At 66.8% G+C, this 24,600-nt stretch carries 21 protein-coding genes and 1 tRNA gene; 4 read left to right on the top strand and 18 right to left on the bottom strand.

Going from position 1 to position 24,600, the window contains the following annotated elements; genetic code table 11:
- Positions 1 to 23: 23 nt before the first annotated feature.
- The 3 genes from ACQP0U_RS03315 to ACQP0U_RS03305 all read right to left on the bottom strand — a co-directional run bounded on the left by ACQP0U_RS03315 (position 24) and on the right by ACQP0U_RS03305 (position 5,017).
- On the bottom strand, positions 24 to 3,458 hold the full coding sequence (locus ACQP0U_RS03315) for an RHS repeat-associated core domain-containing protein (RefSeq protein WP_433315667.1): 3,435 nt from the start codon (positions 3,456 to 3,458) through the stop codon (positions 24 to 26).
- Positions 3,459 to 3,603: 145 nt separating this feature from the next.
- Complete coding sequence (locus tag ACQP0U_RS03310) at positions 3,604 to 4,818, bottom strand: MFS transporter (RefSeq protein WP_433315665.1); 1,215 nt, start codon at positions 4,816 to 4,818, stop codon at positions 3,604 to 3,606.
- 123 nt (positions 4,819 to 4,941) lie between these two features.
- Positions 4,942 to 5,017, bottom strand: a tRNA-Arg gene (locus tag ACQP0U_RS03305).
- 656 nt (positions 5,018 to 5,673) lie between these two features.
- Between ACQP0U_RS03305 and ACQP0U_RS03300 the strand changes: the two genes are divergently transcribed.
- Complete coding sequence (locus tag ACQP0U_RS03300; RefSeq protein WP_433315663.1) at positions 5,674 to 6,624, top strand: hypothetical protein; 951 nt, start codon at positions 5,674 to 5,676, stop codon at positions 6,622 to 6,624.
- A gap of 1,021 nt (positions 6,625 to 7,645) precedes the next feature.
- Here the strand turns inward: ACQP0U_RS03300 and ACQP0U_RS03295 are convergent.
- From ACQP0U_RS03295 to ACQP0U_RS03240, 12 genes are all read right to left on the bottom strand, one after another.
- Positions 7,646 to 8,125, bottom strand: a complete 480-nt coding sequence (locus tag ACQP0U_RS03295) for an HNH endonuclease (protein WP_433315662.1) — start codon at positions 8,123 to 8,125, stop codon at positions 7,646 to 7,648.
- Between the two features lie 834 nt (positions 8,126 to 8,959).
- Positions 8,960 to 9,286: a hypothetical protein gene (locus ACQP0U_RS03290; RefSeq protein WP_433315660.1), complete on the bottom strand. Its 327-nt coding sequence runs from the start codon at positions 9,284 to 9,286 to the stop codon at positions 8,960 to 8,962.
- Between the two features lie 273 nt (positions 9,287 to 9,559).
- Positions 9,560 to 10,009, bottom strand: a complete 450-nt coding sequence (locus ACQP0U_RS03285) for a SitI3 family protein (protein ID WP_433315658.1) — start codon at positions 10,007 to 10,009, stop codon at positions 9,560 to 9,562.
- A gap of 13 nt (positions 10,010 to 10,022) precedes the next feature.
- Complete coding sequence (locus ACQP0U_RS03280; protein WP_433320573.1) at positions 10,023 to 10,409, bottom strand: hypothetical protein; 387 nt, start codon at positions 10,407 to 10,409, stop codon at positions 10,023 to 10,025.
- Positions 10,410 to 10,618: 209 nt separating this feature from the next.
- The gene (locus ACQP0U_RS03275) at positions 10,619 to 11,146 is read right to left on the bottom strand and encodes a DUF6244 family protein (protein ID WP_433315656.1); all 528 of its coding nucleotides are present in this window, start codon (positions 11,144 to 11,146) and stop codon (positions 10,619 to 10,621) included.
- A gap of 49 nt (positions 11,147 to 11,195) precedes the next feature.
- Complete coding sequence (locus ACQP0U_RS03270) at positions 11,196 to 11,993, bottom strand: nucleotidyltransferase domain-containing protein (protein ID WP_433315655.1); 798 nt, start codon at positions 11,991 to 11,993, stop codon at positions 11,196 to 11,198.
- Positions 11,990 to 12,676, bottom strand: a complete 687-nt coding sequence (locus tag ACQP0U_RS03265) for a hypothetical protein (RefSeq protein WP_357129757.1) — start codon at positions 12,674 to 12,676, stop codon at positions 11,990 to 11,992. Before ACQP0U_RS03265 ends, ACQP0U_RS03270 begins: the two co-directional genes overlap by 4 nt.
- Positions 12,673 to 13,869: an NUDIX domain-containing protein gene (locus ACQP0U_RS03260; protein WP_433315653.1), complete on the bottom strand. Its 1,197-nt coding sequence runs from the start codon at positions 13,867 to 13,869 to the stop codon at positions 12,673 to 12,675. Before ACQP0U_RS03260 ends, ACQP0U_RS03265 begins: the two co-directional genes overlap by 4 nt.
- Positions 13,866 to 14,432 (bottom strand): hypothetical protein, encoded by a 567-nt coding sequence (locus tag ACQP0U_RS03255; protein WP_433315651.1) that lies wholly within the window; start codon positions 14,430 to 14,432, stop codon positions 13,866 to 13,868. The genes ACQP0U_RS03260 and ACQP0U_RS03255 overlap by 4 nt, the downstream gene beginning before the upstream one ends.
- Positions 14,429 to 15,352, bottom strand: coding sequence for a hypothetical protein (locus ACQP0U_RS03250; protein WP_433315649.1), 924 nt, complete (start codon positions 15,350 to 15,352; stop codon positions 14,429 to 14,431). Before ACQP0U_RS03250 ends, ACQP0U_RS03255 begins: the two co-directional genes overlap by 4 nt.
- Complete coding sequence (locus ACQP0U_RS03245) at positions 15,349 to 16,152, bottom strand: class I SAM-dependent methyltransferase (protein ID WP_433315647.1); 804 nt, start codon at positions 16,150 to 16,152, stop codon at positions 15,349 to 15,351. Before ACQP0U_RS03245 ends, ACQP0U_RS03250 begins: the two co-directional genes overlap by 4 nt.
- Entirely contained in the window at positions 16,149 to 16,358 is a 210-nt protein-coding gene (locus ACQP0U_RS03240) for an SDR family oxidoreductase (protein WP_393216970.1), read from the bottom strand. The genes ACQP0U_RS03245 and ACQP0U_RS03240 overlap by 4 nt, the downstream gene beginning before the upstream one ends.
- 270 nt (positions 16,359 to 16,628) lie before the next feature.
- Here ACQP0U_RS03240 and ACQP0U_RS03235 point away from each other — a divergent pair, with 270 nt between their 5' ends.
- Positions 16,629 to 18,014, top strand: coding sequence for a helix-turn-helix domain-containing protein (locus ACQP0U_RS03235; protein ID WP_396818308.1), 1,386 nt, complete (start codon positions 16,629 to 16,631; stop codon positions 18,012 to 18,014).
- Here the strand turns inward: ACQP0U_RS03235 and ACQP0U_RS03230 are convergent.
- From ACQP0U_RS03230 to ACQP0U_RS03220, 3 genes are all read right to left on the bottom strand, one after another.
- Positions 17,994 to 19,796: a S9 family peptidase gene (locus ACQP0U_RS03230; RefSeq protein WP_433315644.1), complete on the bottom strand. Its 1,803-nt coding sequence runs from the start codon at positions 19,794 to 19,796 to the stop codon at positions 17,994 to 17,996. The two genes, ACQP0U_RS03235 and ACQP0U_RS03230, sit on opposite strands and share 21 nt — an antisense overlap.
- Before the next feature lie 157 nt (positions 19,797 to 19,953).
- Positions 19,954 to 20,664: a creatininase family protein gene (locus ACQP0U_RS03225; protein WP_433315642.1), complete on the bottom strand. Its 711-nt coding sequence runs from the start codon at positions 20,662 to 20,664 to the stop codon at positions 19,954 to 19,956.
- A 3-nt stretch (positions 20,665 to 20,667) separates the two neighbouring features.
- Positions 20,668 to 21,900, bottom strand: coding sequence for a helix-turn-helix domain-containing protein (locus ACQP0U_RS03220; RefSeq protein WP_433315640.1), 1,233 nt, complete (start codon positions 21,898 to 21,900; stop codon positions 20,668 to 20,670).
- Positions 21,901 to 22,182: 282 nt separating this feature from the next.
- Between ACQP0U_RS03220 and ACQP0U_RS03215 the strand changes: the two genes are divergently transcribed.
- Positions 22,183 to 23,589, top strand: a complete 1,407-nt coding sequence (locus ACQP0U_RS03215) for an APC family permease (RefSeq protein WP_433315638.1) — start codon at positions 22,183 to 22,185, stop codon at positions 23,587 to 23,589.
- On the top strand, positions 23,586 to 24,599 hold the full coding sequence (locus ACQP0U_RS03210; RefSeq protein WP_433315636.1) for an acetamidase/formamidase family protein: 1,014 nt from the start codon (positions 23,586 to 23,588) through the stop codon (positions 24,597 to 24,599). Before ACQP0U_RS03215 ends, ACQP0U_RS03210 begins: the two co-directional genes overlap by 4 nt.
- Position 24,600 lies beyond the last annotated feature (1 nt).

The raw sequence follows: 24,600 nt of genomic DNA, 5'->3' as shown, positions 1-24,600 counted from the left end.
CCGTCCGATCAGGAGGGTACGAGTCAGAACTTCTGTGTTCCCGAAATGCCGAGCGAACAACCCGCTCCGGTGCTACCCGGGCTGACCGAGGCGCTGTACTCGTCCTCGCCGGTCGCCGCGGACTCCTCGACGTTGGCGTTGAACGGCCCGGCGCTGCACTGTCCGTACCCGTTGACGCCCTCCTCCACGGTGCCGCCACCAATCTCGCTGTTGAAGCCACCGCCGGCGCCGACCCCGATGGTGCCGGTAACGCCCTGGTTGCCCTGGTCGTCGATCTCATAGTTGAGACCGGCGCAGATGACGTAGCAGACCTCAAAGCCGATGCTGGCCACCACCAGGCCCGTCGGGTCGGTGTTGTTGATCGGGTCGGCACCGGCGTACGCGTACCGGTTGCCCACGGTCGGGTCGCCGATCGTGTTGAGGTTGTCCTGCTGGGTGAACCGGCCGATCTCCGGGTCGTACCACCGCTTGCCGAACTTGATCAGGCCCGTGCTGGCGTGCTTGAGCCCGCCGGCGTAGCCGATCGCGAACGAGTTGACCACCGGCTGGTTGGCAGTGGTGTTGGTGGTGCGGCCGTACGGGTCGTAGGTCCAGTGGCCGGCGTAGGTGCCGTTCTGGTTGGTCAGGCCGACCACCGAGCCGTTGCCGTCGAGCGTCGGGAAGTAGTGCACCCACTTGCCGGTCTTCTTCTCGTGGACCCGGACGCCGACCAGCGAGCCGGTGCCGTCCCGCTCCAGGAAGTGGGTGTCACCGTCGACGGCCTGGTAGTCCTCCAGCGCGGTGCCGCCCTGCGAGCCGCGACCCCAGGCGAAGTACATCTGGTCGTTCTCGTCCTCGTCCACCCAGACCGACTCCAGCTCGGACTGGTCACCGGTCAGGTAGTGGAAGTAGGCCTCCTTGTTGCCGCTGGTCTTGTTCCCCGTCGTCTGCCCGGCCGCGTTGTACTCCGCGCTACGGGTGGCCGAGCCGGTCAGCTGGTTGCCCGCGCCGTCGTATGTGTAGCCGCTGGTGGTGATCTGGTTGCCGGAGTTGAACGTCAACCGCTGCGTCTCGGTGCCGTTGACCTTGACGGTGGTGCGGTTGCCGTTCGCGTCGTAGGTGTAGTCGAACGACCCGGGCGCCAGGTTGGTGGCCTTGGTGAGCCGGTTCGCCTTGTCGTACGTGTAGACCTGCACGACACCGCCGCGGTGGTGCTCGGTCTGCCACTGACGGAGCGAGGTGTCCTGCGTCGTGTCGGTGGTGTCGCACGCGGCGGTGCCCACTCGCTTGCTGTAGCAGTACGAGACGTCGTACGTGGTGAACTCCTGGTCGGCGTTGTTCACCCGCTCCCAGCGCTTGCTCGTGGTCCGGGTGATGCGGCCCGACTTGTCGTAGGTCAGCTTGGTGTGCGCGGTGGTGGTCGGCCCGGCGTCCTCGACGCTGAGCTTGGTGTCGGTGCGCCGGCCCTCCTTGTCGTACTCGAAGGTGTAGGTCGCGCCATCGACCTCCATCTTCTTGAGCAGGTTGCGCTTGTCGTACGAGTAGACGGTGTCGCCCCGGTAGTCGCCGTGCAGCTTGGTGAGGTTGCCGGCCGGGTCGTACGTGTACTGGGTCAGGTAGTAGTCCGGCCCGCGCTGAATAAGCCGGTTGAGCCTGTCGAAGACAAACTTCTCGCCCTTGCCGTGGGTGCGCTCGATCAGGTTGCCGGAGCCGTCGTACTCGTACTCCACCGACTCGGTGCTGTCGGAGTAGGAGGTACGCACCAGACGGTCGTCGGTGTCGTACTCGTTGGTGGTGGTGCGCCCGCCGCCGTCGGTGGCGGTGCGCACCCGGCCGAACGCGTCGTAGGTGAACTCCCGCTTGGCCAGGCTGTTGCCGGTCGGTGGGGTGATCGTGATGAGCTGCTTGTCGCCGTTGTACGCGTAGTTCGTCGGGTTGCCGGTGTTCGCCGGGTCAGTGGCGGTCTTCACCGTGCCGTCACTGTTGTAGTCGACCTTGGCCTCGGCGGCCTCGGCGTTCTTTGCCGACATCTTGTTGCCGGCGCCGTTGTACGTGTACGAGCTCTGGTTCTTCTGCGCGTCCCCACCGCTCGAGGGCTGGTAGCCGGCGGTCGGGTTGGACGTGGTGGCCGCGTTGTTGTACGCCGCAGTGCTCGACGAGCCGGTCGGCGTGGTGGTCGAGGTCAGCGACTGGCCGTTGTTGGCGTCGTACCTGTTGCCGACGCTCTGCCCCATCGCGTCGGTCGAGGTCGCCACGTCGTGGTACGGGGTGTAGGAGCGGCTGCGCTCGTTGCCGTCCGGGTCGACCGCCTTGGTGATCCGCTTGTCGCTGTCGGTGGTGTAGGTGGTGTGCGCGACGTCCGACACCCGCTTGGTGATGTCGGTGTTCGGGTCGGCCACCTGAACCTCGGTGGACGACGTGTACGCCCACCGGGTGATCGCGAGCCGGCCGTCCGGGTTGTCCACCGACTCGTTCTCGAGCACGCGGAGGACCGCGGCGACGCGGTGCAGGCTGTCGTACTCGACCCGGGTCTCGGTGCCCGGCTCCGAGGAGAAACCGGTGGTGATCTTCTTGATCCGCTGGGACGAGTCGTAGGTGAACTTCACCGCGCGCCCGGAGGTGGGCGCGATCTGCGTGAGGTTGCCCGCGTTGTTGTACGAGTAGATGACCTGGCGCGAGTTGGAGGCGTCGACCGCCTGCTGGAGGCGCTGGATCCGGCCGTTCTTGTACGTCACCACGGCGGTACGCGCCCCGGTGGCGCCCCGGTCGGTGACCACCTTGGTCAGCTCGCCCGCGCTGTTGTACTGGTAGTCGATGACGTTGTCGTTGCGGTCCTCGACCTTGTCGAGCTGCCCGGACGAGGTGAAGTACAGGTCGCGCCCGCCGCTGTTCTCGGTGAACTTCCAGCCCGAGCCTTCCTGCTTCAGCGTGCCCTTGAACTCCTTGGGCGTGTCGTAGCCGCCGGAGGTCGGCGTGAAGGTGCCGACCAGCCCGTCCGCGGCCGCGTACGTCACCGAGTTGTCGTCGTTCTTGATGAGTTTGGTGTCCGGGCCGGTGCGTGCCCGCCAGCCGCGCCCGTGCGCGCCGGTCTCGATCTCGCTGCCGACCAGCAGGCTGTTGAACGCCGCGCCCAGCACCACGTTCGTGCTGATGCCCGGCAGCACCAGGTCGGTGGTACGCAGCAGCAGGTTGCCGGAGCCGGCGTGGACCTGGAGCACCACCCGGTCGGACAGGTCGAAGGTGGTGAACGTCGCGTTGGTTCCGGCACCCGTCCCCTTGGGCACCGTCACCGGACCGGCGACCATCGCGAGCGTCCCCTTGCTGGGGCCGAGCGCGATGCTGCCGGAGCCCGGTGAGCCGGGCTGCACCGGAGCGGCCTTGGGGGCCTTCTCCGGCGCGGCGAGCGCCGGTCCGCTCACCGGCATGAGAACGGTCGCGGCGGAAACCGCCGCGACCGTGAGCATTCTGAAGACGCGCACTGCCGAACCTCCCCGTAGTCATGGCAAAGCACGGGAAGGCTCCCATCGAGATCACTGGATGGTCTGCCCCGTCGGCGTCGTTTGCGCAGCATCCTCTATTGAGGACGATTGTCATTGAGCAACTAACAGATCTCGTGGTATGAGATCACCGATGGTGATCACGGCGACGAGGTGCGGTGGAGCGGGCGAGCTCGTCCTCGACGAAGGCGGGCTTGGCCAGCATGAACGCCGGGATGGCCGCCACGAGGGCCACGGCGATCAGGAACAGCAGCGGCAGAGTCCATCCGCCGCTCACGTCGTGCAGCAGCCCGACGAGCAGAGGACCGAGCGCGCCGAGCGCGTACGCGATCCCCTGCGCGAAGCCGCTCAGCGCGACGGTGCCGCCCTGGGTTCGGGTACGTACGTTGATGAGTACGAGGCTGACCGGGAACAGGATCGAGCCCGAGCCGACGAGCAGGACCCAGAGCAGTGTGAGTGTGGTCGGCGCGAGCAGCAGGCCGAGGTAGCCGAGCACGAAGCTGGCGGCACCGGCGGCGATCAGCCAACTGACAGCGCGTAGCCGCGCGGCGAGCAGGGGTGCGATGAGCGCGATGGGCGCGCTGATGATGCCGGTGACGGCGAGCAGCACACCGGCTTCGGTCGGCGTCGAGCCAGCGATGTCGCCGAGGATCTCGGGCAGCCACGCGAAGCACGCGTAGGTGAGGATCGTGCTGGTCGAGAACACGGCGGTGATCGACAGGGCCACGCGTGACCGCCACAGTCGCGTGACGAGGGTGGTGGGCGGGGACTCGACGGCGTCGGCGTCCGAGAGTCGTCCGCGGCGCTCCCGCGTGATGATGACGAGCCACGGAATGAGCGCGACCACCGAGGTCGCCGCCCAGATGCCGAGCGAGAACCGCCATCCGACCTGCTCGGCGACCGGGGCCGCGACCGCGGCGGGCAGGGCCGTGCTCACGCCCAGGATGCAGACGTAGATGGCGGTCAGCAGCGCTATCCGGTCGGGGAAGTAGCGCCGCACGATCGGCGGCAGCAGCACATTGCCGATGCCTGTGCCGGCGAGCGCGACGACACTGCCGACGAGCAGCACCGCGTAGCCCGGGGCGGCTGCGCGCACGAGATGGCCGAGGGACATGAGCAGCAGCGCCAGCACGATGCCGCCGTCGAGGCCGATGCCGCGGGCGACGCGCGGCGCGACGAACCCCGATACCGCCAGCAGGATCGGTGGCAACGTGCCGAGCAGCCCGACGCCGATGTTCGATATCGGGATGTCATCACGAATGTCGTCGAGGATCGGCGACATCACCGCAACCGTCTGGCGCAGGGTGAGCGCGACAAGCACGACGCCCAGCAGCGCGGCCACGCGCCCCGCCCACAAGGTAAGGGGTTTGGCCGCAGGCATCCCCTTACGATAGTGCTCCAGGCACGATCGTGATCATCACGGTTCGATGGTTATCAGCGCTCGCGGGGTGAACAATGTTTCGCCTGGTGCCCCCGGCAGGATTCGAACCTGCGACACACGGTTTAGGAAACCGATGCTCTATCCCCTGAGCTACGGGGGCGCGAGGGCCTAGTCTAGCGACTTGGGGGTTCACCTGGGGTGGCAGGGAGTGGCCCGCGTTCACCCACGTCACCCGGACCGCCGTTCGCGCAGCCCAGGACCACACCTCGAGCACACGAGCCCCGGTTTGCGACCGGCGGTCAGCCACGGTGAGCCGCGTTGGCACCGGTTCACCCGGGTTGGCATCCGCTGGAGAGCACACACCGCGCACATCGACGAAGATCATGTGTGGCTGCCCAGGTCACCCTTGACGGTGCGGGCCCGCCCGCTGTCGGCGCACAGGTCGTAGTGCGTAGGGAGGTACGCCGTTACGTACACAGATTTAATGACGACGGAGCCCAGGATGGCCGGGCCCGAGTGCCCTCTCTCGTCACTCACACGAAGCACTCCGTCCGGCTACGCTCGGTTACCCTATCGCAGACGCATACACGCGCGGACCGCGGCAGAAGCGGATGCCGGGCAAGGCCCCGACCTCGCCGTTCGCGTGCGGCTCGATAAGCGTTCTTGGGCACCATCGCCCCGTATGTGGCTCAGGACAGGCGTCGGCCACGGAATGGCGGCCGATGAGCACACCATGCCTTCAGCAGATGAGCGCACCACGCCTTGAACGGTCGCCCGCCATCGGCCTCACGCGGCTGACCCCGTACCCTGATCGATATGGCGTTCCGGCAGCACCCTTCCGATGAGATCGTCAACCGACTGGTCGAGATCGCAAGCCTGTTCGTCGCCTGCCGTGATGCCTTCTTCGAGACGGCCGACTGTTTTCATTGGACGCCGGCGCGGCGATCCCCCGCCGAACGAGCCGCGGCGGAACTTCCCTCGCCAGACCCTGCGGTCGCCGAACCGCTAGGAGAGACCGGGCATCGGCTAATCGCTGAGGTCGTCCAGACCTACCTACTCACGGCGAGCGGTCACCTCGGCGGGCTCGCGAGCCTTTATGCGAGCTGTGAGGTCATCTTCCCGACCCCAGCGCTCATCCGTTCAACCATCGAGAACTGTGCACACGCTGTGTGGGTACTCGGCGGAGACTCTGACGAGTCGTCAGAGAACAGGCTTGCGCGCGCCTACCTGGAAGAACTCGTGAGCGCAGAAGAGGCGAAGAAAAACGCCGGTCGGATGCACGCCAAGACGCACCGAAGTTATCTGCTGGCCGACAAGCGCTACAGGGCCCTGAAGGATGAAATCATCGCTCGCTTTCCCGACACGACGATGGAGGCCCTGGGTAACCGGATCTTGAACGGGCAGACCCTGCCCAAACTGGAAGCCGCTGTTAGTTGGATGTACGAACTGACCCAAAGCTACGGCGGGAAAATAGACAGTCGCACGGGGGCCGGAATCTATGGCTTTCTGTCCAATATGACTCACCCAACCCTCTACCCTGCCCGGCAACTACGCGTATGGGCTGACGATCCGGCGACAGGTCATCAGGTGGCAAATCTCCGTGTCGACTTGGGTTCCGCTGAGAATGCGGCGAGGGCAGCACTCGCCGCATTCTACAATGCCCTCACTTACACGACGTCCTACTTCGGCTGGCCCACCGCAATCATTGATGAACTCACCGCGGAGATCGAGGAGTCCATGCCAACGTTCCTCGCGCTACAGGATTGAGGACGCTCGGTGTCTTAGATCTTTAACCACGTACGGTCCGGTCGGTCCTGAATAACTCTGCCGAAAACGCGAAGGTGGCGAGCACCGCACGGCGTCACATGATGCGACTCCTCCGTTGGCCAGCGCGCACGCAGGGCGTCAGATGAAAGCGCCCGGACGGTGCTGAAACCACCGACCAGGAGCGGCTGTTCATGCTTCTGCATAGCGTCGATGCCGTGCCGATCAATGGGAGCCCAGAAGATGCCTTCTATCCACCCAGATAGGGTGCAGTTTGCGCTGAATGAGTTGGCTGACCGGCTCGTAGTTCCGGCTGACTTGATCTCTGTTCACCGGGATGACCCCACGCGAAGTCGCAACCGTCGCTACCAGAGCATTCGTTACGGGGCATTTCTCCTTACCTACGGACCATTCGAGCGCTTCTTCAACCGGCTGATTGAACTACATGGCGGGCCAAGTCAAGGTTTGTCATTGACCACGGACAAACTGAGGTCGACCTTCGAGCAGCGACTCGCCGTGCCCAACCTAACGCAAACGTGGAAAGCGCGGGCGCGCGTGGCTCCCGGCCAACATGGTGGTGACATGCGTTGGCGCTGGACTTACCTCGCTGGCCCCGACCTGCGGGACTATCTGCTCGATGCCCGCCGGCTTCGGCACCTTCTTGCCCATGGCGCCGATCCGAGCGACGCGGGGAACTTGTCTATGACGCTATACGTGCGCCGCAGTGACGGCGGCCGTTCAGTGACTCTGATGTGGGCGGAGGGCTTTTTGCAAGCGGCACAGGACATCGCATCATCGACAGCACTCCGGCTCGCAGTCGGGGACATAGCCCTACCGGACTGGCCGGAACCGGTACGGTCCGGTGTCAGTGCGCGACTACCGGATGCTCCATATCAGTAGGTCGGACGACCTGAAACCCTTGCCGGCGAGGCGGTGGGAGCCTTCGCCTAATGACTGGCCGCAGCGACGCCGTCACCTGTGCGCGCGGACCGCGGCAAACGAGTGCACCGCATCCTGCGTTCTCTCAGAAGCTATTATGGCTAATTCGTAAGTTCAACTGTAAGCTGAACTTACGCCGCACCTTCCGAACCTTCGGAAGCGCAAAGACAGCATGAGAGGTGTCTAGTCGCGGTATCGGCAATCGCCAAGTCTCCAGGATCCGCGCGCGTTCCAACTCGCTGAGAGGGCGGAGAATCTGCTCGAGCAGCTCCGGGTTCGCGGACTCGCCCTCAACGTGAAAGTGCGCCTTAAGATCGATGAAGGCGTAAAGAATGTAGTAGGCCGAACCCTTTCGGTTATTGCAGCGTTGATGGCTTACTGCGACGTTCGCCAGCGTGTCGCACACTCCGGGGATGGTGCCGTATAGCCAGAGCGGAAGTACGTGGTCGACGTGCCACCTGCTCCCAGGGTCGACTGCACGCCCGCACAAGTGGCATGCGCCAGAGTCCCGCTTGAAGACTTCCTGTCGGCTGTAGGGAAGGCTCGGCACCCCTCGCTTTCGCATCTGTCGAACCCTTGCCCAGTACGCTTGGAGGGGTTTGTAAATGTCCGGTGCTTCTTTAACCCGCTGCGCCTTGCGCTCACTCTTACGGATTGGTCGACACGGTTGACAAAATGATGGAGGGCGACCGTTCCTCCCTCGCGGATTGTATGTGAAGTGATTTCCACAACGTTCACACCTCAGCGGTATCAATGGGCGATGCGCTTGGCGCCGACGTTCGGCATAAATCTCCAACCGCGCCTTGTGTCGCGTGTTGGCATGTTCAGGGCAGAACCGGGCTTGAGAATTGCGATCGGCAGGAGCCAGTTTGACGCCGCAGTCCTCACATGCCAAGCCAGCAAGGCGTTGCTCCACCATCTGTTGCCGCCGCGCGTTCGAGGGTCGGCGAGAATCGATCTTATTGAGCTTCCGACAATCGGGGCAGAAGTCGGGGCACCTCCCCTTGAGCGTGTCGCGGGGGTAGACACCTCCGCAGCGGTGGCAGGTGTAGATTTCAGGTATGGGTTTGGCGGCTCGCCGTGCGGCGCGATACTCGCGCTCGTAGTTGCGCCGCCAAGTCTTGTTGGCCTCGACACAGGACTCGCAACGGCAGTCGTGAGGCCTACGCCATCGTTCAGGCGTTCCATGTGCTGGGTTCCCACGAGGACGTCCGGCCGGATTGGGCATGGGGCAGGTGTATCACCCGGGTGTGACACCCTCCTCAGCCCACTGCTGCCGTGCACCAGATAGTCGGCCGCACTATCGAACTCTGCTTAGGAATCACGGCGGTGCGCAAGCACGCGCGAACCTGGGCGCTATCAGGAGAGCGTCCAGAGTTTCGGGCGAGGCGCGATCTCCCTACTCGTCGTCCGGGTCCTCATCGTCACCGGGCACAATCTTTGCTGCATCCGGCTGTACCGGCGCCGGTTTCGGCAGCGCTCCCAGGCCGACCGAGTCGAGCGCGCCGTGCAGGCTTTCCCTCAGCTGCTGCGCCACGTCCCGCTTGCCTTGGTTGTAAGCAAGCTCGGCGGCAGCGCCGCCGGCCGCACCGGCACGGTAGTAGCCGCCCCAGATCTCGGCCCAGCGGTAGTCACTGTTGTTGTTGTCGATGCGAACGACCCAGTAGACCTTGCCGACCTTGCGGACGGTCCAGTAGGTGCCGTCGGAGGTGTAGTCGCGAGCCATAGGCGCAGCTTAGGGGAGTCCATGTCTTGTGCGGATCCAACGAACTGCCGCTAGCCAATGGGCCATTTCTTCGGTAGGGGAAGGGGCACTCTCATCGACAGATCCGGAAGCCGACGGCGTTTCGTCGGACAGTCACCTGTTACGCAGCGTTAACTACCGAGACCGGCGTTACCAACCCGAGTTCCGTCGCGGTTGCGCGCAGTGCTGCTGTAGACGACGCTGTGCACGGCGACGAGCCAGAACACGTTCTCGCCGCACCGATTCACAAACGCTTCAGAGGTGAAGGATGCTGTCGTAATCCTCGTCGTACCAGCCGTCGGTGTTGTGCTTCTGGATGCAGCCCGCGACGCGCGTGAGCATGAGCACGTCGCCGTTGAGAGTCAGGGCCGCGTCCTCGGCCCTGCCGGCGAGGATCCTGGCCACGGTCGCCAGCATGTAGGGTCTGCCCTTGTCGACCAGGGTGTCCTTGCGCATGTAGAAGCTGACGTCGACGTAGGTCTCCGGCTCCCATTCCCACAGAGCGCCACCGTCGTCCTCGGCACTGTAGTAGCCGTGCTGGCCGCCAGTGATGTCCACGACGTACCCGCAATCGTCGTTCAGGTCGGCGCTGAGCATCCTTCCGCCGGATGCCGTGGACGTCTCGACTGCTCCGGGAGCAGCCAGTTCCGCCACCTGCTCCAGTGGAATGTCGCCCGCCAGCGTCAACCGGTACTCGACAGCCATTTGCACCCCTTCGTCAGTCTCGCCGGATGATTTGAATGATCGCACCGTCGCGCGTTACCGCCGTCAGTTCCTTCAGCCCTGGTACGGGCCAGTCGTGGAACTGCTTGTGCAGGGCGGCGAGGTCTCCTCGCCAGTCGTGGAGGTTCAACATCACGCGTTGGGTCTGCTCCGCGTCGACCTTCCTGGATACGGCGCTCCAGACGGCGCGGGGCGGCACGGGAGCGGTGGGCGCGTAGCAGTCGAAGACATGCCCCTCGATGAGGAAGTCGGGTGCCTTTTCCGGCCTCCCAGAATCCCCGGTTTCGAGTCGCGCGTCCGCGACCTCCTGCCCCGTGGGGTTCTGGTGGACCCGGTACCCCTTGCCGGCGACCCTGTCGGCGCACTCGTTCTCCAACTCCAGGGCACGGCGCTCCCGTGGCTTCTCGTTCGCGGAGATCCGGGTTCGACGTCCGGTAGGCGACCCACCGCCGACGCCGGTGGGACGCCTGGTCCACGGGGTTGCTGCGTCAGGGTCCGTGGAGACAGTTCTGCCCAGGGTGGGGGCCGTCGGGGATGGGCTGCCGGTGGTATGAGGGGCGGGGCTGGCCGGTGGATGACGGCCAGCCCCAGTCAGTTTCCCGACGACCCCAACTGCCGGGCCTGCGCGATCGCCCCTTCGATGGCCTGCCGGGCCCCGCCGGTGCGCTGAACGACCAGTACCAGGACCTGCTTGATGGCCTCCAGGGCCTGCAACAGCGGCGCGGGCTGCCCACCCTGCAGGACCACGGCGACGAGCTGCTGCGCCTCCCCGACTCCGGTGATAGCCCCGGCCGCCGCGTCACGAGCGGCGTCCACGGCGGTCAGCACAGGCGCCAGCCCGGCGATCGTCTCCTGCGGGGTGGCCTCGTTCGGCACGGCCGCGGTCGCCTTCGCTGCCTCACCGATCGACCCGGCAAGACTTCCCAGGGCACCCTGGATGCCCGTGATCGCGTTACGCACCCGCGCCACACCCGCCGCCACGGCGACGAAGCCGGCGCCCGCAGCCCGCAACGCCACCTCCTGCGCCTGACTGTCGGCGGCGGCTGCCAACCCCTGCGCGCGTTCGACCCCGGTCATCAACGCGCGGAACTCACCGGTGATCTTCTCGATGTGCGACACGTGGCCGGCACCCCCAATCGATGACAGTAGAAGTGCTCGACAGCTGAAACTACCTGGCGTTCCTAGAGGGCCCGCCGTCCCGTGTCAGCCCGTCGCCGGTAGCGGTGTCGACGAGGTCGAGGAGGCGGTGGGCCGCGTTGATCGCGGCGCGCATGACCTCGGCGGCGGTTTGGTCGACGCGTTCGTCGAGGATCTGCCGCAGCGTGACGATCTCGACGCCGGATGGAAACCCCAAGTGCCGGGTGATGGCGACATGGCGCTGTCCGTCGCCACGGGCGAGATACTTCGCGGCCAACTGCACCAGGAGCAGGATGCTCGCCGGGTGATTCGCGTCGGCACCGGTGGAGTCCGGGGTGCGGTGCTGATCCAGCAGCGGCATGAACGCCAAGCCGGTGCGAAGTGGTGGTGATTCGCGATACAGCAGGAGCCGACCGTCGGAGGGTATGGCGGCGGTGGTGACGGGCCACAAGTAGAGATCGATCAGAATGGGTAAGGCGGCCAGCTCGACGCACACGGTCACGTATCCGCCACCGGCGGGGGCATTGCAGGGCTTACCTCTGGTGAACAGCAGCCGGCCTGGCAAATGCAGGCCGGCAACCGGATCGTCGAGCACGCTTTGGGGTGTGGTGTCGTCAACGGCCACGACGAGGTCGACGTCGCTGTACGGGTCAGCGCTGCCTCGTCCGACAGATCCCACTAGCCACGCCGCCCCCACAGATTTCCGCTGGTGCAGCACGTCGACAGTGGCAGCGAGCCAGGCCGTACGGGCTTCCACTACGGCTGCCAGCAGTGCAGCCGCTCGCCGCCCGTGCGGCGGTGGGACGTTGGCAGGCATGCGCTGGCTCATGTCCGCCAGTCCCGTCTGTTTGCGGACACTCCTGCTCCTACGTCGGCGCGGCCGTTCCTGGGACTCGGGAGGCGGAGAGACTCGAGGATCGCCGCGCAGTTGGATTCGGTCGACATGGAAATGTCAAGTCGCTGCGTTGGCAGGCCCGGCCAGTCGCCGAAGGTATGCATCTCTGTGGCCAATGCTTGCAAATACCCCAGGTATCCGGGCGTCACGGTCTGAGACGATGTGAGGCGCGGAAGGGCCGTCCGGAGCGCTTCCACGCCGTCCCCAAGTTCGATCGCCACGCACGGGTGGACGTCGGTGAGCGCTCGGACCGAGGTGGCCAGACGTTCCCGAAGTGGTTCGATTGCCGTGCGTCGTTCGTAAGCGTGGGCGCGGGCGGATGCGTAGACGGTCTTCGGCCCGCGATCAACCAGGTGCACGTGGTCTTGTGCGACGCTCAGGTCGCGGAGGTCGTCGAGGCGATCAATCATTGCCGTGATGAGCGCTTCTGCGACGTCCAGACCAGTGGTACTGACGACCCAGGAGGCGAACTGTTCCGCTGCGGCGATCGTGGGGAGATAACGCCACAGTGGGCTGGAGACGACTGCTTCGGCGCCACTGCGGTTCAGGGCGGCGGCAAGGTGTCCGATGAGAGTGGTCTTCCCGCTGCCGTCGATCCCGTCGACGAAAATGATCATAGGGATGCCGATTCTTCGAGCATGCTCCTCACGGCCACGAGCGCACCTGGCACCCGTACAGCGAGCCGATCGGCCTGTGCTGCGTCGTCTGCGCCTGCACGGCGGTAGGCGTCGTAGTCTTCAAGGAGCGATCTGAGTTCGGTGCCCGGCCAGTCGCGCAGCGCCTCGATCACCTCGGGAAGCCGCAGGCCGACCTCTGGCGCTTGATGTGCGACAAGCAGCCGACCGGCGCTCGACAGCACCGACAACACCCGGCGTGCGGTGTCCTCGCGCTCCGATTCTGTGTGGTGGCTGGCGGCCAGACGGGCGACGGCAAACTCGTGCAGTACGCCAACATCACCAGCGAGATCGGTCAGTTCTGAGGTGGCGGCCGGCGTAGGGGCGGTGGCACCTGCGATCACGGCGGTGTCGAGCCCTACACGACGCAGCACCTCCCGCATCTTCATGTCGTAGAGCGGACCGAGGCGACGGGCGTCGCCCCCGTGGCTGTCGGCGAGGTGCAGCGACGCTCGAGAACCGTGGCGTCGGGCCGCTTCACTGACGATCTCGTGGAGCGACGTGGCGGCGGACGAGGTGGGGGGCAGGTTCCAAGCGATGAAGTCGACGTCGCTCCAGCCCTCGATGAAGTCTCCTCGTGCGGCCGATCCGCACAGCCCCACCCCGGCATCCGGATGCCCGGCGATGACGGCCTCGGCCTCTGCCGCCACCTGGTTGACCAGGTAACTGAGCTTTCGGCTGAACGGCAGGGGATTAGCGGCACGCCAGGTGATGACGGCAAGGGCGCGATCCAGCACCTGCTGGAACTGGGGATGGCTGGCGGCCTGCCGGGCGGCGGGAGCCTCGAGCCAGCGGGCCTGGACGAAGCCTTCGTCCCGGGCCGGCGTTGTGGTGGTGGTGGACGTCGAGAAGAGGAACCAGTCGACGATCTTCGCCGCTGGCGTGCCGTCGTTGTCGGTGAACGTGTAAGCCTCCTGCCCGAGATACGCGCTGTAGTGCGTGTCGGTGAGGCCGGCTTCCTCGGCCACCTCCCTCTTGGCTGCGAGGAGTGGTGCCTCGCCTCGCTCCAGTCGGCCTTTCGGCGCGACGGTCTGTCGTTCACCGGTCTTTCGGACCTGATCGAGGAGCAGGACTTGTGGGGAGCTGAGGTCGTCGGTCGCGACGACGGCACCGGCGGAGGCGTATCGACGAGTCATGGCTGGATGCCTCCTGAGGATGTCTGCATGGTCTGGAACGCGTCCCGGAGACGAGCCCTGAAGGTGATGATGTTGGCAGTGTTGTCGATCCAGTGATCGGCAATCGCGCGCCAGGCCGGAAGCTGTTCGTGGACGCGTTTCCGCTCGTCTTTGCGTCGGATGATGCGTCGGGCCTCGTCGGCGGTCAGCCCTCGGGCCCGCGCGAGGCGTCTGACGCGGACGAGTTCTGGTGCGGTGATGAAGATGATCGAGCATGGTGCTGGCCACGTTCGCTTCACAGTCACAGCCAAAACGGCATCGATGAAGCTCTCGACTGCCAAGGGGGCCTCGCCGCGGTCGGTTAGTGCGAGGAGTTTCGCGACGAACTCGTCGTACCCGAAGCCTTCCCGCGTCTCCACGCCCTCGTGGTAGGCCTGCCGGCCTGAGCTGAGTTGCACGAGGACCGTCCTGATCTTGACGCGGCGGGAGCCGAGGGCGGCCAGGTACTCGCCCGCGCTCGACTTTCCGGCCTCGCTGGTGCCGGCGAGGAGGAGCATCGGTGGCGCGGCCGGCTGCCGTATCACGAATCTCCTCTTGTCCGACGGATCACCGCGGCAACACTGGTGGGCAAATCGTCTGGCTTGCCGATGCCGACGCGGATGACCGGTACAGCGGCAAGCGCGTCGAGCGCCATCTCCCCGAAGTTGAATGCGGGAAGACTGCGGCTGATGGTGACCTCGTCAGCCGAGGAGAAGATCGAGACGTGGTCAAGAGTCGGGTCGCGTAGCTTCGCCTCGTGGTCGGTCACCGCCGCGCGCAGCAGATCCCGGGCTGCGGGAGTAGGCGTCTCGCGCAGTTCACCCGCCGCAAGACCCTGATCCGGAATGACGATGAGGCTCAGCGGCAGCGGGCGGTGTCCGGCCGTGGTGGGGGTGGGAAGATCCACCGGGTAGAGGAGCCGTTCGGTGGCGTGAGGTGCCAGCAGCGGCGCCATGTCGGCGCGTACGTGCCAGGGCAGGGTGGGCATCGGCACCACGCAGGGCTGACGGCAGGGGAAAGCGGTGAAGGCGAACTCGTCGACCAGGAGGCTGCCTCCGTGAGCGGCGACGCCCAGCGCGAGTGATGTCTTGCCCTGCCCGCGTCCGCCGTCCAGCACCGCTATGGCCGACCGTCCGCCGTCTATGGTCACCGCACTCCCGTGCAGGAGCGTCAGCTCGCCGTCCCCCATGACGGCCAAGGAGCGTGCCGCAGCCTGGAGCACTCCGATCTCCAACGTGGGTGGATCGCCCGCCAGCTCTGCGGCCAGTTCCAGGAGGACCTCACCTCTACTGACGTCGACGTTCAGCCGGGTTCGGTGCCCGTCACGTACCTGCATGACCTGCCCGGCCGGCATGGTCGGCAGTTCCGTGTCAGCGAGTCGGGCGACGAACCGCCGCAGGCAGCGTGGTGCCGACTCAGCGATCCGGATCTCCAGCGCGTGGTCGCCGACTCTCAACAAGCTCATGACCGCTCCCCGGGCTTGCGGAGGACGAGCCACATCGAGTACCGGCGGTGTCTGCCGCGTACCGGGGGCGCGGGGGCCGACAGGACACCCTCCTCCGACGTCACGGTCGCGTACTGCCGGATCCCGCATGTCGCCGCGAGGAGGTACAGCTCGTGGGCGGTGGTGAGGTGGGCGTAGCCGGGTGCCGCTCCGCTGGTCTTGTTGGCGAGGTAGATGATGTCGCGCGCTGGCAGGGGCCGCGAGCCGGTGCGGCGCTGCCCCCGCCATCGCGCGGCGCGGGCGGCCAGGTCCAGCAGATTGGCGATACGCACAAGCCCGAGCCGGCCGGCGTAGTACCAGTTGAACGTCTCCACCAGGACGGTGCCTCCCGGGGCACACACCCGCCACATCTCGTGCAGGGTCTCAACCCGTTCGGCCTCGGTTGCCAGCGCGTTGAAGGAGAAGCGCAGGCACCACACCTGGTCGAAACGGTCCGTCGGTAGTGGCAGGGCGTTCATGCTGCCGTGCACGAAGGTGCCGTTCGGGCACGCGGCCCGGGCAACGGCCAGGGCCGCCTCGTTGATGTCGACGCCGACGATGTCGCCGCCCAATGCGGTTATCGCTTGGGCGACGCGACCGGCACCGCATCCCACATCGAGGATTCGCGCCTCCACGCCGAGCCAGTGGTAGAGCGCCTCCTCGCAGGGGCGCAGCCTTGCGTTGTTGTAGAACGACGTCTCGCCCGCGTAGTGGACCTGGTTCAGGGCGCGGATCATGGCTGCGTAATCGATCTCGGTGATGCCGCCGTGGGTAGTCGTCATCGCAGTCCCAGTCCTCGGTGGACCTGCAGCGTGCTGCCGGTGGTGTACGACGCCTTCGGTGAGAGCAGGAACATGATCGTGTCCGCCACCTCTTCCGGTTCACCGCAGCGCCCGAGGAGGCAGCGGTGACCGGCGGCCTGGTCGGGGGTCATCTGGGTGACGATCGCAGTTGGCACGAGCATGTTGACGCGGACTTCGTGCTCCACTGGCACCTCCCAGGGTCGTGGAGAACCAGGGCTGATCTGACGAGTGGTCGCGCCCCGTTCTCCTCACACTCGCCCTCAAAGTTGCCGTCGTGAATGCCGAGCATGCGGACGAAGGCACTGTCCGCATGCGGCGCGCCTTCTGGGTCGACGGTCATGTAGCGCAGTTCCCGGCGATCCTGGTTGCGCCGCGCTGAACACTGGGTGACCCTATGTGCGCGATGTCCACGCTGCTCAATGCCATCGGCGACGCACAGCCCGAAAGGCGGTGTCATGGGCCAGACCCCGCGAGCGCTCCAGCCATCCCTGTCCGAGCGCCATTTCTTCGGCGCCGAACTGCGCCGACTGCGCGAGCGCGCCAACCTCTCGCAGGCGCGGCTCGGAACCATGATCCGCTTTAGTGCCGATCTCGTGCGTCGGGTGGAAACGGCCGACCGGTTTCCCTCCCGCGAGTTCGTCGAGGCCTGCGACAAGGCGCTGGTGACCGGCGGCTCCCTGATGCGCCTGCTACCGCTGCTCGGCAGTAACCGGACCAGCGACGGCAAGCCGAGCACCCCCTCACCGGCCGGCGGCGGCCTCAGCAGCGCGCTGTCCAATCGCCCGACAGGAACGTTGGGGCTGGTTGAGATGGTCGCTCGGGTCCCGTTCCAACCCGGTGTCCTGGACAGCGCCGCCCTTGACTGGCTGAACGCTGCGGCGGGACCCCGGCCGCCCGTGGCCGGACGACCCGGCTCGCCTGACCATGTTGACGAAGAGGATCTTCATTCGGCGGAGACCGCTCTGGCGATGTTCCGGCAGTTGGACCACACCCACGGCGCCGGACGAGTCCACGCGCAGGTGCAGCGGTACGTCGAAGGCGAGCTGAACCGGCTGTTGGCGAATACTCCCACCTCTGACACTGTTGGTCGCCATCTCTACACGCTGGCGGCGGGATTCTTCGAGCTCTGCGGGTACCAGGCGGTTGACACTGGCGCCCATGGCCTCGCCCAGCGCCGTTACCTTCGCGCTCTGCGTCTGACGGAAGCTGCCGAGGACCGCCCGTACGGCAGCTACCTGCTCGCCGTGAACATCGGTCACCTCGCGCTGCACTGCGGGCACCCCGAGCCGGCACGCAGGATGGCGCTGACGGCGGTGAGAGGGAGCGAGACCCAGGCGACTCCCGCGGTGGCAGCCGCACTGCACGCGGTGGTGGCGCGCACGCACGCCCGCCTCGGACGCGAACGCGATTGCCTGACCCACTTCGACATCGCGGAGAAGCAACTGGCCCGTAGCAAGCCCGAGGACGAGCCTCCGTGGATCCGGTACTTCGACGCGGCGTACCTCGCCGACGAGATCGCCCACTGCTTCCACGACCTGGGCCGACCGCAGCACACCCAGCTGCACCTGGGCGAGGCCCTCACCGCGCTGAGTCCCACCCATGTCCGGCGACTCGCCATCGACACCGCGCTCCTGGCCTCGTCGCTGGCCGCCGCCGGCCGCATCGACGAAGCCTGCGCCGCCGCACGCGAGGCAGTCGACTACGCCGCACGAACCACCTCACACCGCTGCCTGCAGCGCATCGTCGAGGTACAGGTCGACCTCGAGCCCTATCGGTGTGAGCCCGAGGTCCGCGAGTTCGGCGAGTACGTGCGTCACCGACTACCGCTGGCGGCTGTGTAACCCCTGTCGATCGTTGGCTGCATCCGCCATCACCGAGCGGTAGTGAGCCAACTCCGCCTCCAGCGCCGCGCCCGCTCGACGGGACGACGCCACATAGTGGCCGACATCAGCAAGAAGCAGCACCTCGGGCGCCATGCCGCGAGAGGTTAGCTCCTCGGCGAGTTCGCACACATCTTCGACCACGGCCACCTCGTCGGCGGTGCCGTGAATGAGCAGCACTGGCCGTTGGACATCGGCGGCTCGGACCCGACCGGCGCCACCTCGTAGCCGCACCGCGTGCGCGCGCTGGAACCGGGGCACCGTCTTCGCCCACCGCTCGGGATCCACGATCGCCGACACGGCGGTGGCGGCGGTGAACGGGCCGTCCTGGGCCACCGCGTGCAACGCCGTGTATCCGCCGGCGCTGGCACCACGGATGAACACCTGCCCTGGCACCGCCTGCCCCGCCGACAACAGGTGCACCGCCACCGCCGCGCAGTCATCGACATCGTCCAGACCCCACCGGCCGTACAGCGATTCCCGGAACACCCGGCCGTACCCGGTGCTACCCAGATAGTCGACATCCACGACGGCGAACCCGCGACTGGTGAAGAACTGCGCCTGCCAGTCCAGGCGCAGCAGGCAGGAGGCGGTAGGCCCAGGATGGGCCCGCACGATCACCGGTGCCCGCCAGTCCGCCGCCGCGCTCGTCGGCGGATACACCAGGGCAAACACCTCCCGACCATTGGCCACTGGAACGCGAAGCTCCGTCGGCGCCGATACTCGCGCCCCGTCGAGTCCGGCGTGCTCCGACCTGGCAAGCACCTCTACCTGAGGATCGGCGTCAGCCAGGTCGATCAGCGCGACCTGCGGGGCCGCGGTCGGTGATGATCCGATCAACGCCACCGTCGTCCCTTGCACGGCCAGGTACGGCTTGATCGACGTGTACGGGAGGTCGACCGGGCGGACAGTGCCGTCGGGCTCGATGATGACGAGGCGGTGTCGCGGCCCCTCCTGCACCGCCACGACGATCCGACCGTCGTCGAGGAAGCCGTAAGACGCGTAACCCAGCTCCCATGGCTCCGCGGCGCACTCGCCCGCGATCGGCGCCACCGCCTCCACCTTGAGCCCGTTCCACCGGTAGAGGTTCCACCAGCCATTGCGGTCCGACACGAAGTACAACGCCCCGTCGGGTCCCCACCGCGGCTCCACCGCAGACTCATCAGGGCCCCCGGCGAGCCTCACTGGGTCCTCGACCCCACCGTGCGGTGAGTAGGCGGCGGCCCACACCTCACACGCGTCCCAGGGCATGTCGTGCTCGCTCCACGCGGTCCAGGCCAACGAACCCGGACCCGGCCGAGGCGCGCCGAGAAACCCTCGGGTCGAGACGAGAGTTCGCATCTGCGGATCACCGGTGAGCGACACCGCGACGAGTTGGTCACCCTGCTCCGACTCCCGCACAGCCAGCAACTCACCGTCGCCGATCGTCAGGTCACCGAGGGATCCATGGCTGACCAATTCGAGTTCGTCGCCGTGACGGCGGCTCCGGTAGAGGCCATCTCGGCCGACGCACCACAACGTCTCCTCGGCGACAGCGAACGATCCGCCTCCGTACGCGTGAACGCCGCTGGCGACATCGAAGCCCTTCGGACTGATGTCACGCTTGCCCTCGCCGGGCCGCCACCGTGTCACCGTCGTGCCCCCGCCGGCGTCGGGGCGAGTCTCCAGCCAGTACAGGCCGTCATCACCGGTACGCAGCTGGTCATAACTCACTGAGGCGCGGACGGCGTCGTCCACCGACACTTCAGCGATCCTGTCGCCCAGCCTCACAGGTCCTCCTCGGACAACTTCCACGCGGGCCGGACGACGGCGGGCTCGTCAACCGCGTCCGCCCGAGCGCTCTCCCAGGGGCAATGTCGATGCGAACGAAAGCCTCGTCCAGCATCATTCCTGATCCTGCCTAGGGTCCCGGCAGGAGGCCGTAGTGGTCGGCGAATGAGCGAACAAGGTCCTCGAGTACGGCTTTGCCCTTGGCCGCGGTGGCGTGGGACGGCAGACCAATGACGCCGCTGGTGGTGTAGCCACTCATGCCCCGCGTGAGGAGGTGACGCCGGTCGTCCGCTAGGTGGTCGGCATGCTGGAAGCCATCACGTACCACTTCCGGCGCAACGTGCAGAAGCAGCGAAACCTCGAGCTCGCCAGCGTGCATGTCCTGGTGGGCTGTGCTGTGCAGGCCGGCGGCAACGCGCGCGTCGTCCCAGTCGGCCCGAGCGGGGAACAGAGTCATCCTCGGTCCGGCGACGTTGGCTTCCTGAACGATGTTGGCAAGGGCGTAGTTCCCGCCGTGTCCGTTGATCACGGCGAGCCGATCGACGCCCGATTCACGTAGGGAGTCAGCGATGTCACCGACCACGGCGGTGAGGGTGGTGGCGCTGATACTGACCGTTCCACGCCACGCGGCGTGCTCGTGGGAGCAGGAGATCGTCACGGGCGGCAGCAGAAAGAGGCCGTAGCGCTCGGCGACTGCCTTCGCAATCGCGCATGCCACGATGGTGTCCGTCAGCAGCGGGAGGTGGGCGCCGTGCTGTTCGAAACTCCCGACTGGGAGGACCGCGACGGACGCTGCTCGTTCGGACTCGTCGGTGCTCGTCGCCGTGGTGATGAGATCCACGGGCTAATGGTTGCACGCTTCGAGGGTCGCCCGCCGATAGGCGAGCACGAAGGCCGCCGCCTCGGGAATGGCTGTCTGCTGGCGCAGGGCCACCGCCGTCGGGTTCAACCAGCGCAGAGCTCGCGCGGAGGAGGTGCCAGTGGCCAAGGCCAGGGCGTTGGCGGCCTCGGTCGCCGCGCGCTCGACGTCGCCACTGTTGAGATAGGCGGTGGACAGGGCCGATCGCCAAAGGGCCTCGTCGACGCGCCACTGAGCTGGCCAGTGGCGCAGGAGTTGCTCGTAGAGATCGGCAGCAGCCGCCGGTTGGCCGAGGAGCAGACGGCATTGCGCTTCGTGGGCAGCCACGTACACCGCGTCGCAGTGGACGCCGACATCGATCGGCAGTTCCGAGCCCCAGTCGGCGCTGCCGGCGACCCTGTGCGCCTTGTCGATGCTGGCTGCACAGGCGTTCTGGTCACCTCCCATCGCGTAGGCCTGGGCCTGGCGGATCAGCAGTAGAGCGCGGATACGGCCTGGTAGCCGGACCTCCTCCAGCGCCCGCTGCGCCAAGGCAATGGCATTACGCGGATCGAAGCGTTCGAGGGCGCGTTGGCTCTGCCTCATCAGGACGTAGCTGGCGAGCGCCGGCGCGTTGGCTTCGACGGCCTGCTGTTGGGCGCGTCGCAGCCAGGCGTCAGCCTCGGCGGCGTCGCCCTGCTCGTCGATCCAGCTGAGAAACTCCGCCCACAGTGCCTGCGCGATGAGTACGTCTCGACGATCGGCTGAACGGCTTCGCCGCCCGACGGCGGCTGCGATGCTGATCTGCGCATGGGCGGTGGACGCCATCCCGGCGTATCCGGTGCGGTTTCCGGCAATGGACAGACCGGCGAGCTGCTCGTACCACGAGCGGAGCAGGTAGGGCCTGTCGGGATGATCGATGGAGGCCCGGAGTTGGCCCTCCGCACCGTCGATCAAGCGGTAGCCGACGCTGGTGAGGCGACGCCCACTCTCGAGGTCTGACAGAAAGCGGACCAGCTCACCACCCGTCTGCAGTGCGCCCTCACACGACTCGACGAAGCGGGCGGACGGCCAACGTTCGGCCTTCTCCACCTTGCCGATGAGGTCCCCGCTGACGTGCACCAGCCCGCCCAGAGCGCGCTGGGACAGCCCGCGGCGCTCGCGCCACTGCCGAAGCGCGGCACCGAATCCATGCAGCGCCGATCGGTGCGGGGTCAGCCGTCGTGGAGTTTGCGCCACCGGTACTCCTGAGTGCTGTCTGTCCGTCACTGCCGCAGTTGGAAAGGTCTGACCGTACGTGGTCGAACGCTACGCGGACAGTTGCATGCGGACAACACCGTGTGTCCGCATCAGCGCTATCGACTCATCTGTCTCGGTGAGCAAATCTCGTTGCTGAGACACCTGTCCGCTTGCTGGTCGAAATCATTAGCAGCGGTTCAGGTCCGACGAAGCGGTTGCCTTCGCTGACGAGTCAGCTGCGAGTCGCGAGATTGGCCAGGACGCAGACATTTGAGGAGTGTGATGAGTTTTCAGAATGACCTCTCCCGATATGGCTATCGACAGGAACTGAGCCGGCAACTCCGGTTTCGGGACTTGGTCGCGTACGGGCTGGTGTACATGGTGCCGATCGCGCCGATGGCGATCTTCGGCAGTGTGTACGCCGGCTCCGGCGGGATGGTGGCCCTGGCGTACGCGGTCGGTGTGGTGGCGTTGGTGTTCACCGCGTTCTCCTACGCGCAGATGGTGAAGGCGTTCCCGATGTCGGGCAGCGTCTACAACTACGCCGGCCGGGGTATCAGCGCACCGGTCGGGTTCCTGGCCGGCTGGGTGATCCTGCTCGACTACGTTCTCGTGCCGGGTCTGCTGTACCTGGTGGCGTCGGTGGCGATGCACGCCACCGTCCCGGCGGTGCCGGTCTGGTTGTGGCTGCTCGGGTTCGTCGCGGTCAACACGGTCGTCAACTCTGTCGGGATGCGGATGACCGCGATGGTGACCCGGGTGATGCTGGTCGGTGAGTTGGTCGTCCTGGCGGTCTTTCTCGCTGTCGCCGGTTGGGCTCTTGCCTCGGGTAGGGGCAGGTTCAGTTGGGACGCGTTCTACAACTCCGACACGTTCACCTGGTCGCTTGTCGCCGGTGCGGTGTCGATCGCGGTGCTGTCCTTCCTCGGCTTCGACGGCATCTCCATGCTGGCCGAGGAGACCAAGGGCGGTTCCCGGCAGATCGGCCGGGCCATGGCCGCCGTCCTCATCCTGGCCGGGGTACTGTTCATCGCTCAGACCTGGCTGGCCGCGATGCTCGTCCCCGAGCCGGCCTCGCTGCTCAGCGACGGGGATTCGAACGGCACCGCCTTCTACGACGCCGCGCAGGTGGCTGGCGGAGGCTGGCTGGCGACCCTGTGCGCGGTAGCAACCGCGATCGCGTGGGGGCTGCCGAACTCGATGGTCGCCCAGGTCGCCACGTCCCGGCTGTTGTACGCGATGGCGCGGGACCGGCAACTGCCCGCCTTCTTGGCGAAGGTGTCGATCCGCCGGAACGTGCCGATCAACGCGACCCTGCTCACCGGCGCCGTGTCCCTGGTGCTCGGCCTCTACATGGCCACCCGCGCGGACGGGATCACGCTGCTGTCGTCGCTGATCAACTTCGGGGCGATGGTCGCGTTCCTGGTCCTGCACGTCTCCGTGGTCGTGCACCACCTCATCCGCCAGCGCAGCGGGAACTGGTGGGCGCACCTGGTCATGCCCGGGATCGGGTTCGCGATCCTCGCCTACGTGGTGGGCAACGCGAACATCGCCGCGCAGCGCCTCGGTCTGGCGTGGCTCGCCCTCGGCGTGGTCGTGCTCGCTGGCCTGTACCTGGCTGGCCGCCGGCCCGCGCTGTCGGGTTTGGCGCCCGCGCAGCCGCAGGCCCGTCACGTGGAACGGGTGTGACCGGCATGGACACGATCACTTACCGTCCGGCTCGCGATGAGTTGGCCTACACCTTCGGTGGCCGGATGCCGGTGGCCCACGTCCGCTCCGGCGACGTGCTGCGGGTGTTCACGGAGGACTGCTTCGGCGGTCTCGTGCGCGGGCCGGCGGATTTGCCGTCGCGGGTGTGCCGGATGCCGTACCTGAACCCGGTGTCGGGGCCGTTCTTCGTCGAGGACGCTGAGCCCGGCGACACCCTCGCGATCTACCTCGCTGCCATCGAGCCCGCCCGGGACTGGGGAGTCTCGTCGACGTTCCCGCACTTCGGAGCACTCACCTCGACCTCGCACACCGCTACGCTGCAGCCGCCGCTGGAGGAGCGGGTGTGGGTGTACGACATCGACCGGCAGGCCGGGACGATCCGCTTCCACGCCACGGGCAGCGACCACAGCGTCGACCTGCCGCTGGATCCGATGATCGGCACGATCGGGGTCGCGCCCGGCGGGTTCGAGGCCCGCTCCACGATCGTCCCCGACTCCCACGGCGGGAACCTGGACAGCCCGGAGCTGCGCGCCGGGGCCACCCTGTACCTGGGGGTGAACGTGCACGGGGCGATGCTCGCCCTCGGCGACGGGCACGCCCGCCAGGGCGAGGGTGAGGCCTGCGGCGTCGGGGTGGAGATCGCCACGACCACCACCCTGATCATCGAAGTCATCAAAGGCGTTCCGACGGTGTGGCCCCGCCTGGAGACCGACACGTCGATCATGTCAGTTGGCTGCGCCCGTCCCCTGGAGGACGCGTACCGGATCGCGCACCGCGACCTGGTCGGCTGGGTGAGTGACCTCACCGGCCTGGAGCAGCTCGACGCCTACCAGCTGGTGTCGCAGGCCGGGCGGGCGCCGATCGGCAACGTCTGCGACCCGAACTACACGGTCCTCGCCGCCGTCGACAAGCTACTGCTTCCGCAGCCGCAGGCCGCCTGCGGCGGGATGCACGCCCGCCTCCGACAGCACGCCGGCTTGCCGCGGTAGA

Origin of the sequence: Micromonospora sp. CA-269861, from assembly GCF_050948505.1 — a bacterium.
Lineage (GTDB): Bacteria > Actinomycetota > Actinomycetes > Mycobacteriales > Micromonosporaceae > Micromonospora.
This window is presented reverse-complemented; position numbering and strand designations above follow the sequence as displayed.

Excerpts from the sequence above, each read along its gene's own strand:
- ACQP0U_RS03300 (WP_433315663.1), top strand. The coding sequence starts at position 5,674 with ATGGCGTTCCGGCAGCACCCTTCCGATGAGATCGTCAACCGACTGGTC.
- ACQP0U_RS03295 (WP_433315662.1), bottom strand. The coding sequence starts at position 8,125 with ATGCGAAAGCGAGGGGTGCCGAGCCTTCCCTACAGCCGACAGGAAGTC.
- ACQP0U_RS03290 (WP_433315660.1), bottom strand. The coding sequence starts at position 9,286 with ATGGCTCGCGACTACACCTCCGACGGCACCTACTGGACCGTCCGCAAG.
- ACQP0U_RS03285 (WP_433315658.1), bottom strand. The coding sequence starts at position 10,009 with ATGGCTGTCGAGTACCGGTTGACGCTGGCGGGCGACATTCCACTGGAG.
- ACQP0U_RS03270 (WP_433315655.1), bottom strand. The coding sequence starts at position 11,993 with ATGAGCCAGCGCATGCCTGCCAACGTCCCACCGCCGCACGGGCGGCGA.
- ACQP0U_RS03265 (WP_357129757.1), bottom strand. The coding sequence starts at position 12,676 with ATGATCATTTTCGTCGACGGGATCGACGGCAGCGGGAAGACCACTCTC.
- ACQP0U_RS03260 (WP_433315653.1), bottom strand. The coding sequence starts at position 13,869 with ATGACTCGTCGATACGCCTCCGCCGGTGCCGTCGTCGCGACCGACGAC.
- ACQP0U_RS03250 (WP_433315649.1), bottom strand. The coding sequence starts at position 15,352 with ATGAGCTTGTTGAGAGTCGGCGACCACGCGCTGGAGATCCGGATCGCT.
- ACQP0U_RS03245 (WP_433315647.1), bottom strand. The coding sequence starts at position 16,152 with ATGACGACTACCCACGGCGGCATCACCGAGATCGATTACGCAGCCATG.
- ACQP0U_RS03235 (WP_396818308.1), top strand. The coding sequence starts at position 16,629 with ATGGGCCAGACCCCGCGAGCGCTCCAGCCATCCCTGTCCGAGCGCCAT.
- ACQP0U_RS03215 (WP_433315638.1), top strand. The coding sequence starts at position 22,183 with ATGAGTTTTCAGAATGACCTCTCCCGATATGGCTATCGACAGGAACTG.